11 protein-coding genes are annotated in these 11,025 nt (G+C 49.3%); 6 read left to right on the forward strand and 5 right to left on the reverse strand.

Annotation, left to right across the window (positions count from 1 at the left end; all coding sequences use genetic code 11):
* Positions 1 to 6: 6 nt before the first annotated feature.
* The 5 genes from AC14M5_RS18830 to AC14M5_RS18850 all read right to left on the reverse strand — a co-directional run bounded on the left by AC14M5_RS18830 (position 7) and on the right by AC14M5_RS18850 (position 4,961).
* Positions 7 to 756 carry an amino acid ABC transporter ATP-binding protein gene (locus AC14M5_RS18830; protein WP_484031251.1) on the reverse strand — a complete coding sequence of 250 codons (750 nt, stop codon included), beginning with the start codon at positions 754 to 756 and terminating at the stop codon, positions 7 to 9.
* Positions 757 to 774: 18 nt separating this feature from the next.
* Entirely contained in the window at positions 775 to 1,971 is a 1,197-nt protein-coding gene (locus tag AC14M5_RS18835; protein ID WP_484031252.1) for an amino acid ABC transporter permease, read from the reverse strand.
* Positions 1,972 to 3,153 carry an amino acid ABC transporter permease gene (locus AC14M5_RS18840; RefSeq protein ID WP_484031253.1) on the reverse strand — a complete coding sequence of 394 codons (1,182 nt, stop codon included), beginning with the start codon at positions 3,151 to 3,153 and terminating at the stop codon, positions 1,972 to 1,974.
* A 66-nt stretch (positions 3,154 to 3,219) separates the two neighbouring features.
* Positions 3,220 to 4,344: an amino acid ABC transporter substrate-binding protein gene (locus AC14M5_RS18845; protein ID WP_484031254.1), complete on the reverse strand. Its 1,125-nt coding sequence runs from the start codon at positions 4,342 to 4,344 to the stop codon at positions 3,220 to 3,222.
* A gap of 134 nt (positions 4,345 to 4,478) precedes the next feature.
* Entirely contained in the window at positions 4,479 to 4,961 is a 483-nt protein-coding gene (locus AC14M5_RS18850; RefSeq protein WP_484031255.1) for an aminoacyl-tRNA deacylase, read from the reverse strand.
* 132 nt (positions 4,962 to 5,093) lie between these two features.
* Between AC14M5_RS18850 and AC14M5_RS18855 the strand changes: the two genes are divergently transcribed.
* The 6 genes from AC14M5_RS18855 (at position 5,094) to AC14M5_RS18880 (ending at position 10,864) form a co-directional block, all read left to right on the forward strand.
* Positions 5,094 to 5,444 carry a hypothetical protein gene (locus AC14M5_RS18855; RefSeq protein WP_484031256.1) on the forward strand — a complete coding sequence of 117 codons (351 nt, stop codon included), beginning with the start codon at positions 5,094 to 5,096 and terminating at the stop codon, positions 5,442 to 5,444.
* Positions 5,445 to 5,693: 249 nt separating this feature from the next.
* Positions 5,694 to 7,919 (forward strand): RelA/SpoT family protein, encoded by a 2,226-nt coding sequence (locus AC14M5_RS18860; protein ID WP_484031257.1) that lies wholly within the window; start codon positions 5,694 to 5,696, stop codon positions 7,917 to 7,919.
* A 238-nt stretch (positions 7,920 to 8,157) separates the two neighbouring features.
* A complete protein-coding gene (locus AC14M5_RS18865) occupies positions 8,158 to 9,372 on the forward strand; it encodes a molybdopterin molybdotransferase MoeA (RefSeq protein WP_484031258.1) in 1,215 nt (404 codons plus the stop codon).
* Positions 9,373 to 9,378: 6 nt separating this feature from the next.
* Positions 9,379 to 9,807: a vitamin K epoxide reductase family protein gene (locus AC14M5_RS18870; RefSeq protein ID WP_484031259.1), complete on the forward strand. Its 429-nt coding sequence runs from the start codon at positions 9,379 to 9,381 to the stop codon at positions 9,805 to 9,807.
* A gap of 17 nt (positions 9,808 to 9,824) precedes the next feature.
* Positions 9,825 to 10,052 carry a hypothetical protein gene (locus AC14M5_RS18875; protein WP_484031260.1) on the forward strand — a complete coding sequence of 76 codons (228 nt, stop codon included), beginning with the start codon at positions 9,825 to 9,827 and terminating at the stop codon, positions 10,050 to 10,052.
* A 380-nt stretch (positions 10,053 to 10,432) separates the two neighbouring features.
* Positions 10,433 to 10,864: a RipA family octameric membrane protein gene (locus tag AC14M5_RS18880; RefSeq protein ID WP_484031261.1), complete on the forward strand. Its 432-nt coding sequence runs from the start codon at positions 10,433 to 10,435 to the stop codon at positions 10,862 to 10,864.
* Positions 10,865 to 11,025: the final 161 nt, after the last annotated feature.

Genomic DNA, 11,025 nt, shown 5'->3' on the forward strand with positions numbered 1-11,025 from the left:
GTTTCATTAGTGACTAAGTATCTGTGAGAGGAATAATTTTGTTCGTTCCTCTTTTGGTTCCTTGAATATTTCCTGGGGAGTGCCGCTCTCCACAATTTGTCCTTGATCAAAGAAGAACATGCGGTGGGCAACGGCACGCGCGAAACCCATTTCGTGAGTCACTACAAGCATGGTCATGCCTGATTTAGCAAGTTCCACCATCACGTCCAATACTTCCTTGATCATCTCAGGGTCAAGCGCGGAAGTAGGCTCATCAAATAACATGATCTTGGGCTGCATGGCAAGCGCGCGTGCAATGGCTACTCGCTGCTGCTGACCACCCGACAATTGACCGGGATATTTATGCGCCTGCTCCGGGATACCCACCCTCTCAAGCAATTGCATGGCGACCTGCTCGGCCTTTTGCTTTGTCCACTTGCGAACTTGAATGGGAGACAAGGTGATATTCTGCATCACAGTCAGATGCGGGAATAAGTTAAATTGCTGAAAAACCATTCCGGTATCCATACGGATCGCTTCGATGTTGCGAATGTCATGAGTCAATTCTGTGCCATGTACGATGATCTGGCCGCGTTGATGATCCTCCAGCCTATTGATCGTGCGAATAAAAGTTGACTTCCCCGAACCAGAAGGGCCGAAGATAACAATCACCTCGCCCTTCTTAACTTCCATATTTACGCCTTTCAAGGCGTGATAATCTCCATACCACTTATGGACATCCTGAACAGAGATGATGGTTTCGCCTTTTTGGGTCATCAAACTTCTCCTTTGGAATTACCGCTTCCCAACGCCAAGTCTCTCTTCCAATTGCTGGCTCAGGTAAGACATGCCATAACTCAACACCCAATAAATCAATGAAATGAACGCGAATACTTCCCGCTGCAACCCGAGGAACGCGGGCTGGGCCAGGACTGTCTTGCCAATCCCGACCAAGTCCAACAAGCCTACGATTGCCACCAACGCTGTATCCTTGAAAACAGCGATGAACTGCCCAACCAGGATCGGTATGATCAAGCGCAAGGCCTGCGGCAGGATAATGAAGATCATGGTTTGTGCGCCGTTCAAGCCAAGCGCATAGGCTGCTTCATATTGACCGTTTGGTATGGCTTGCAAACCTCCACGCACATTTTCTGCCAGATAAGCCGCGCTGAATAATGTGATGGCGACCATCGCACGCAGGATACGGTCAACCGTCAAATTCGGAGGCAGGAAAAGGGGCAGCATTAACTGAGCCATAAAAAGAATGGTAATCAAGGGCACGCCGCGTACGATTTCAATATAAGTTATGCTCGCCATGCGAATGACCGGCAACTCGGATCTGCGTCCCAGTGCCAGTAAAACACCCAGAGGGAAGGAAAAGATAATGCCAACCGATGTAAGCAGGAAGGTAAGCAACAAACCGCCCCACAGATTCGTGCCGACAATTGGCACAATTCCATCTGCGGAGGTAAACCCGCGTGTAAGCAGGATAAATACCGGCAGGGATATTACCCACCCGAAAATTACGATTCTTCTCAGCGCCTCTGGTTTGGTGCGCCCTATTCCCCAGCCGATCAACCCTATGACACTGAGGAAGATGAGCCATTTGCGAGGCTCATCTCCAAATGGAAAGAGAGCGATCAATGCAGGAGAGGCAAGCAAAAAGATAGTTGCTACATATGATTTACGAGCCCAGATTGCAAGCGAGTTGCCTGCCAGGAACATCAGGAAACCAAGCGCAATCCACAGCCGCCCAGCCTGTTCGAGTGGATATTGCCCGATCATGAAGAGGCGCAGATTCGCGGAAATCACATCCCATTCTGCGGTGGTGAAGACCCAGGTTAGAAATCCTTTAACCGCCCAATAAGTAATGAGGAGGCCAATAATAGTCAGAATTGAGTCAAGCCAGGAGCCAAAGAGGTTTTTTCGCAACCAGCGTAAAACGGTTAAACGCTCTGTAAGTGGAGGAAGGATTGAAGTTGCTTCTGTCATCTACCTCTCCACCAGTTTTATCTTTTGGTTGTACCAATTCATGAATACAGATGTGATCAAACTGAAGGTAAGATACGTCAGCATGACCAGCGAAAACATTTCCACCGCTCTGCCTGTTTGATTCTGGATGGCGTTCGAGATGTAGAATACATCGGGGAATCCAACAGCTATGGCTAGTGACGAATTCTTGACCAAGTTCAAGTACTGGCTGGTTAACGGCGGGACGATCACACGCAAAGCCTGGGGAAAGACCACCAAACGCAGGGTCTGGAAACCATTCAAACCCAAAGCGCGTGAGGCCTCCACCTGTCCTTTGGAAACGGATAGAATGCCGGCGCGTACCACTTCACCGATGAATGCGGATGTATAAAGCACAAGCCCGGAAGTAAGTGCCATAAATTCAGGGCTGAGAATTTTCCCGCCAGACATATTCAAGCCTTTTACGAATGGAAAATCCAATAGAAGGGGTTTTTCAGGGAGGATCAACCAACCAAGGAGGCCAACGACAAGAAAGGTGATGATAGTCCAAAGGATAGTTAATGGAGCACGCCCTGTTCGATTGCTATAGGCACGCAGGGCAAAGAAAACACCAACAGCCAGTACTAGCCCAATGATCAGAATCAGGCGAAAGGTCGGGAAGGAAGCGGTTGGGATTCCCCAGGGAATTCCCACGCCGCGATTCGTCAAGAAAATTGGGCCGGGCCAGATGATCGCTTCCTTTACTCTGGGCATTTTGAGAAAAACGGCCAGATACCAGAAAATCAAAAAAACCAACAATGAAAGGTTGCGGATCAATTCCAGATAGAAAGCCGCGAGACGATTGATGATGAAGTTCGTGGAAAGCCTTGCAACTCCCAGGATCACGCCGAATATAGTTGATGCAATAATTCCCACAACGCCAACGGATAAGGTGTTCAATAAACCGACGAGATAAGCGTGCCAATAGGATGAGGTACGGGTGTATGAAAATAGGGTTTCAGAAATATCAAAACCTGAAATGCCGTTTAAAAAATTATAGCTGACAGTGATGCCTTGTCTTGCAAGCCCCGCCTTCATGTTTTGATAGATCAATGAACCAATGAGGAAAAGCCCGAAAGCAAAAGCCACCTGACCCAAAATATTCAGGATGCGTTCGTCGCGCCAGAATGGGGTTGCTGCTTTTTGCTCTGGATTACCCTGCATTGGCAAATCTCCTACTGTTAAGAAAAGAGGGCAGGGAAAATTCCCCGCCCTCTTTTTTCAATCTGCTTAGCGGAAAGGTGGAGCGTAGAGCAAACCACCATCAGTATACAGGCTGTTAGAGCCGCGCGGAATAAATGTGGGAGTGTCAGGGCCGAGGTTACGGTCGTACACTTCTGCATAATTTCCGACCAGCTTAATGATGTTATAGGCCCAGTCGTTGCTCAAGCCGAGTTTTGCACCCATCTCGCCTTCAACACCCAAGAGACGCATAACCTCAGGGGCTGTAGTGCTGGATTTGACGCTATCAACATTCTCAGAGGTAATATCGAATTCTTCACCTGCTATCATGGTGAAGACTGTCCACTGAGCGATGTCAAACCACTGATCGTCGCCGTGGCGAACCATCGGGCCAAGAGGTTCCTTGGACATGGTCACATCCAGAATGACATGCGCGGCTGGGTCAGCGAGAACGGTGCGGCGTGACACAAGACCGGACTTGTCGGTTGTGACAGCATCACAGCGTCCTTCTGCATAGGCAGCAAAAGTGGAATCGGCATCTTCAAAAACCTGGGGAGTATAGGAGATTCCCAAAGAAGCCATTACATCGGCCAGGTTGAGTTCGGTGGTGGTTCCAGTTTGAACACAGATCGTGCCACCCTCCAGACCCGCCAGGTCAGTAATGCCACTCTCAGTGGGAACCATCATGCCTTGACCATCATAGAAAGTGGTGTGAACAAAGTTGCCGCCCAATTCGGTATCGCGGGCAAGCGACCAGGTAGTGTTGCGGCTGAGGATGTCAATTTCACCGGACTGCAAAGCGGTGAAGCGTTCGGAGGCAGTCACAGGGCGGAATTCCACTTTGGTTTCATCGCCAAAAATTGCGGCGGCAACGGCGCGGCAATAATCCACATCAAAGCCTGAAAAGCTGCCGTCTGCACCAACGTAACCAAAGCCGGGCACTTGCGAGTTGACACCGCAGATCAAGTTGCCGCGTGCTTTAACGGTTTCAAGGGTTACGCCAAAACCTGTCGGTGCAACAACTACTGGCGCAGAAGAAGTCACTTCCACGATCACGGTTTCAACAACGGGCGCAGAATCTCCGCCAGTTGACGTGGGAGCAGCCCCGCCACATGCAGCAAGCACAAGGCTTGCCATAAGCAACATCGATACGATCAATAGGGATTTACGCATTTTCTCCTCCTTGAGAAAAAGTTAATTTGAACGGACACGACAATTGAAGAAAATATTTTTCTGACAGAATCTAGCGTCTCCTTTCTCCAAATTAATTTTTTCCATTATAACTTCTTAAAGAGCTAGAGGGCAGGTTATTGGTCAGCGAAACCAGAAATGGCGGCCAACCGTGCGTTGGTCAGCTTTATGAGATCATCAAGCGGAATTTGAATATTCAACCCGCGCTGGCCGCCAGAGATATAGATTTCATGAAATGATTGAGCGGCAGAATCGATCACTACCTGAAAACCTTTGTTGATCAAAGCCAGAGGTGAGATTCCACCAGCTTGCAAGCCCGTTAAAGATTCCGCTTCGCGCTCGCTTGGCAGGCGCATCTTCTTCTCGCCTAAAAATGAAGCCAGAAATTTCAAATCCACCATCCGCGAACCAGGGATCACTGCCAGCACAGGCTTTCCTTTTTCACGCATGGTGACAATGGTCTTGAAGACCTGTTCCGCAGATACGCCCATAAACTGGGCTGCCTCCACGGCGCCGATCTTTTCAACAGGCAGGTCATGCGCTGTATACTTCACCTTGCGCGCATCTAAAAATCTTGTAACATTATTCGTGATAGACATATGGTATAAAATCCCAATCAATTATAAACTCAACTGACACAGTGTCATTCTGAGCGCCAGCGAAGAATCTCTAATATTATGGTAAAGACCCTTCGCTGACGCTCAGGGTGACACTACACAAAGGAGGCTGATATGTCTACTGAAGAACAGGAAAGGCTCAAGAGACTGCGCGAAAAACAACTTCAGGCGCGCGATCCGCTTGCCAAACAGCGCAAGTTTCAACAAAGCAGTTCCGTCAAAGAAAAACGGATGCGCAAACCCTTCTCTTTTTCCAAAGCGTGGAAAGACATTCCGCATATCGTCAAGTCACCTTTCTACGGCCTCATCCTCGGCGTGGTTGTGATCTTCATCCTGCCCATGGTTTGGGACTCGCCTTATGCATTCATCACCGGTGCAGGAGTAACCCTGCTATTCATCATATTTGGAGCGATCCTCGGCAACTCGCTCGATCTCCGCGACAGCATCAAGGACAACCTCAAATAGAGGATGAACTTTCGGCGCTTCATGCTTAATCTGAAAGTTGATTCTGCAACCGAGGCAGAGACTCCGCTGTTGATAGCCGCTTGAACAAGTTAAATCTTCAGATTAGAAAATCTATCAGAAAACAGAAACAGGTGCGAGGGCGGAATGAAGCGCCGCATCCTACTTTAATGATTTGTGCTCCCTCATGCCCAACCCTTCTCCCGAAAGGAGAAGGGAGTCCCCGGTCTCTGCGTAGTACAATTACTTGTAATGAAAGCAGCAAGCGCTACGATCCCTCTTGAAAAACTTTTAGAACAACTCCCTGAAAACTACACCGTCGCAGACCGGGAGTTAGTCATGCGCGCCTATCGCGTGGCGGAGGAAGCACATCGCGATCAGAAACGACATTCAGGGGAGCCGTATATCAATCACTGTATCGCAGTCGCCACTATTCTTGCGGATTTGAAAGTGCCGCCTGAAGTTGTTGTGGCGGGGTTGCTGCACGATACAGTGGAAGATACGCCGATTACATTGGCAGATATTCGCCGCGAGTTTGGTGACACAGTAAAGATATTGGTGGATGGCGTGACAAAGCTGACGCATCTGCCGCGCGTCTCACGCGGTGACCAACATGCTGAAAGCGGCAATAACGGCAGTGAACCCGATGATGAGCCGATCGAACCCGCTCTGCTGGGCCGCAGGGAAGATATTGTTTCGGAAACTCTGCGCAAAACATTCCTTGCCATGGGTGAAGATGTGCGGGTGGTACTCATCAAACTGGCGGACCGGTTACACAATATGCGCACGCTGGGCCATATGCCGGAACATAAGCGAAAACGAATTGCGCAGGAGACCCTCGATATTTTTGCGCCGCTCGCAAACAGACTCGGCATCTGGCAGGTCAAGTGGGAATTGGAAGACCTTGGCTTTCGTTATGTGAACCCTGAAAAATATAAAGAGATCGCCGAACTGCTGACCGAAAAAAGGCCTGACCGCGAAACGCAGCTTGAAGCAATCAAAGAGAACCTGGCAAGGTTGCTTGAAAAGAATAACATCAAAGCCGAGATCAGCGGACGCCCCAAGCATATTTATTCAATTTTCAAAAAGATGCAAAAGAAGGGCAGGCCCTTCAACATGGTGCATGACGTGCGTGCCGTGCGGTTGATCGTGCCCGATGTGCCTTCGTGCTACGCCGCACTGGGTGTGATCCATACCACGTGGCGGCCAATCCCCGGTGAGTTTGATGATTACATCGCCGCACCCAAGGATAATTTTTATCAATCTTTGCACACAGCCGTTATGTACGATGACAAGCGTCCGCTGGAGGTGCAAATCCGCACCAGTGAAATGCACCTCAATGCTGAATATGGTATCGCGGCGCATTGGCGATATAAAGAAGGCTCAAAACATTCGGATAAGAATTACGAACAGCGCATCAACTCACTGCGCTCGATGATGGAATGGCGTTCGGATGTGAATGATGCCGCAGAATTCGTCGAGTCGATGCGCAGTGATGTATTCCAGGATCGGGTTTACATCTTCACCCCGCGCGGCGACATCATTGACCTGCCGGCTGGCTGCACACCGATTGACTTCGCCTACCATGTGCATACAGACATCGGTCATCGCTGCCGCGGCGCGCGGATCAACGGAAAGCTTGTTCCGCTGTATCAGGAATTGAAGACTGGCGATCAAGTTGAAATCCTGACTGCGAAGCGAGGCGGGCCAAGCCGCGATTGGTTGAACGTCAACCTGGGATTGGTCCGCACATCACGCGCCCGCTCGAAGATCAAAGTTTGGTTCAAGAAGCAGGAAGATGAACAAAACCTGGCGCAGGGACGCGATACACTGGAGCGGGAACTGCAAAGGCTGGGTATTGGCGAGGTCAACTTTGAAAAAATGGCTCGCGACCTTGGTTACAAAATTCCAGATGAAATGTTCATTGCGCTTGGTAACGGCGACCTTTCCATTAGTAAGATCATCAGGCAGTTTTCGCAGGATGAAGAGGTGGAGGATATTCTCGCGGCAGGCGCGCCGATTGCAAAATCCACAGCTACGGATGCAATCGAAGTCGTTGGGTTGAAAGGAATGCTCTCCAATATGGCGCGCTGTTGTCACCCGATGCCCGGCGATCAGATCGTGGGCTTCATCACTCGTGGACGAGGCGCAACCATTCACAGGCAGGATTGCCCAAATATTCTGCAAACAAAAGATAAGGAACGACTGCTGCAAGTTGGCTGGGGACATTTGGAACGGACTTACCCTGTATCAGTCAAGATCAAAGCCTATGATCGTCAGGGGTTGATGGGCGACATCTCGACCCTGCTCGCGGATGAAAATATCAATATCGCCAATGTGACCGTAAATGTCAACCGCAGTATTGCCGACCTGCATTTAATTATTGAAGTAAAAGACCTTACACAACTAAGCCGCATTCTGACCCGCATTGAAAATCTGCCGAATGTGATGGAAGCTCATCGGATGAGGCCGGGGTGACAAACCAGAATTCACCGGAGATAAACAAAGATGAACGGGGATAAAAGAAGAAACGTGTCACCCTGAGGGAGCGTGTTCTCCGCGACCGAAGGGTCTGCGTTCAGGGTATCAGAGATGCTTCGGGCGAAAAGCGCCCTCAACAAGACACAGAAGAGCTCTGCGTTAAAGCTTTTTGACAATATGGGGAATTGCCTAAGAGCACCAAACTCGCGTGGGGTATAATCCCGCCGATTTCAAAATGCTGTCCGTAACTGAAGCGCGCGAGCGCATCCTCTCACACTTTCAAACTACCACAACGGAAGATGTTCCGCTGATTGCGTGTGCAAACCGCGTGCTGGCAGTGGAAATTTCTGCCCCGCATGATCTCCCCCTCTTTGACAACTCATCCATGGATGGATTCGCCATCCGTGCAGAAGATACCTCGGCCTCAAGCGTGATCCTAAACGTAGTCGCTGACATTCCAGCAGGTTCAACACCTAAGGTGACTCTTGCACAAGGCCAAGCCGCGCGGATCATGACGGGTGCGCAATTACCAGAGGGGGCAAATGCTGTCATCCCGGTTGAAGATACAGATTTCAAAGATCGTGAAGCGGGAACCTCTGCGCCAAAGACTGTTTCATTCACGAAGAACGTCAAAACTGGAGATAACGTCCGCCCACGCGGGATGGATATTCGTGCAGGCGAAGTCGTTTTGAGAAAGGGAAAGACTCTCAAGCCGCAGGACCTTGGTCTGCTGGCGATGCTGGGGGTTGCGAACGTGCAGGTCTATAAGAAACCGCGTGTGGCTTTGCTTTCCTCAGGCGATGAACTGCTTGAAGTGGATGCTCCGCTTGAGTCAGGCAAGATCCGTGATTCAAATTCGTATACTATCGCGGCGCTGATCGAAAGCGCGGGCGCAGAAGTTTTACGATTGGGCGTTGCAAAGGACACGCGTGAATCGGTGGAAGGTCTATTGCAAAAAGCAATCAGAGAAGATGTGGATTTAATCCTCACTTCTGCAGGGGTAAGCGTGGGCGCCTTTGACTTTGTGAAAGAAGTGATCGAAGCAAAAGGTGCGTTGGATTTCTGGCGCGTGAACATGCGCCCGGGCAAGCCGCTTGCATTCGGTGAATATATGGAGAAACCATTCATCGGTCTGCCGGGCAACCCTGTTTCAGCCTTTGTTGGGTTTGAGATTTTCGTTCGTCCCGTGCTCGAGAGGCTGAGCGGCAAATTGGAGGGAAGCAGGCTCAGGGTTAAAGTAAGAAGCGAGAATGAGATTAATTCTGACGGAAGAGAAAGCTATCTACGTGCAAAAATCCGCGAGGAAAATGGAGGCCTATTCGCCGATCTAACTGGGCATCAGGGGTCTGGGAATTTGCTCTCTTTGGTGCAGGCGGATGCTTTACTTATTATCCCCGCTGGTGTAAAATGCGTGCCTGCTGGACAGGAAGTAGAGGCTTTACTATTGTGAGGAAGCATGAATAAATGGTTGTACCGCGCATCGGTTGCGCTTGTGATCGTCGGTTTGCTGGTCTCAATTTATATGACCATTTACAAGGTCACATCCAACGACAGCATGTGCCTGGGCTCGGGTGATTGCTCCACCGTGAATGCCAGCCGCTATTCAGAAGTGAACGGTATTCCCGTGGCGGTGATCGGCATCCTTGGTTATGTGGCGATCCTGGCTGTGCATTTGTTCGAGAACCGCAATATGTTCTTCAAACAAAACGGCACACTGATGATCTTTGGCCTGGCGCTGACCGGTTTCATATTTACCGTTTGGTTGATCTATGTTGAGATCGCGCTGTTGAAAGCCATCTGTCCATTTTGTGTCACATCTCAGGTTGCAATGACCTTCATTTTTATGATCGCCATCACGCGCCTGATCAAATCCCCCCAATCTTAGGCAGGAGGAAGTGAAAAATGCCCCGTATTAAATGTCACTATGTAGATTGTGTATTTGTAGATGAAGGTTATTGTTCTGCCGCGGCGATAGAGTTGGACCCGGAGACCGGGTGCGCCACCTATTCCCCCACAGATACAGCCGGCGTTAAGGTGGATGACTGGGATGAGGAAGATGAAGAGGAATGGGACGACGAAGAATCCGACGAAGACGACGATGAGTGGCTGGAAGAGGAAGACGAATTTTAGCTCTCGCCTCTGCCTTAACTGAAAATTGAATTCTAAGAAAAAAGCCTTCTCTGCGCGAGGAGGCTTTTTGATTGCGGAGGAGAGTAGAGAATTAGAGATTGGTATTGGTGATTTGTTCAAGAAGTTGTTTTTCTTTTTGATGGGTTCGCCATATATTCACCCCATGAAAATCGAAGTTGCGAATCGCTGGAACAGTCGTATAATCTGAAAAGCGTGGATTTCTACACATAAAACTCCATATAGGGGTATTACACAGAAAGTATACGCATAAGCCCCCACACCGGGATGTTATATGGAAAGTTTACGTGGAATACCTAGTTAGCCTGCTCACTACATTCTGGCAGAACAGGAAATAATTCATTTCAGTAAGGAGCGATCGAATGCCCGAGACAAAAAATCGCAAGAACGAGAGCTTAGAAAGACGAGTTGACCGCCTCTGGGAATGGGCACTTCACGAAGATAATCTTTTCATATCAAGGGGAAACTTCTTTCTAGTTGCCGAATCCATGCTCTTCGCGGCATTTGCCACTCTTGTTGTAAATAAATCAGTTCAACAGATATTTGTTCTAGTCTTTGGGATTGTTGGCGTACTTTGTTCGGTGGTGTGGATTTATTTAGCGTGGGCGCAAATAAATCTAACCATGAATCCCATTAAAGCCAAACTTCGAGAGTTGCTTCCTGATTATGCAGGAGTGACAAAGCGCAGAGGCAAGTTTCCATCTACACATTTTGTTCTAGGAGTATTGTTCCCGGTTGCTCTCCTTATTGCCTGGATAATTCTATTTGTGACAATCCCAGGTTTTGGCACTTAATAATCGACCACGTTCTTGTCCAACCCAGAGCAGGCTACCGATGAGTAGCAGTTGTCAAGAGGGAAAAAATCAAAGCTTTTTGTGCTGCACGAGGGATGGCGAAATCAAAAAAAGGCAACGCTCCGCCAGCCCGCCAGGACCTCCTGCCGCATTGGGCGCAT

This window comes from Candidatus Villigracilis sp. (assembly GCF_057083605.1).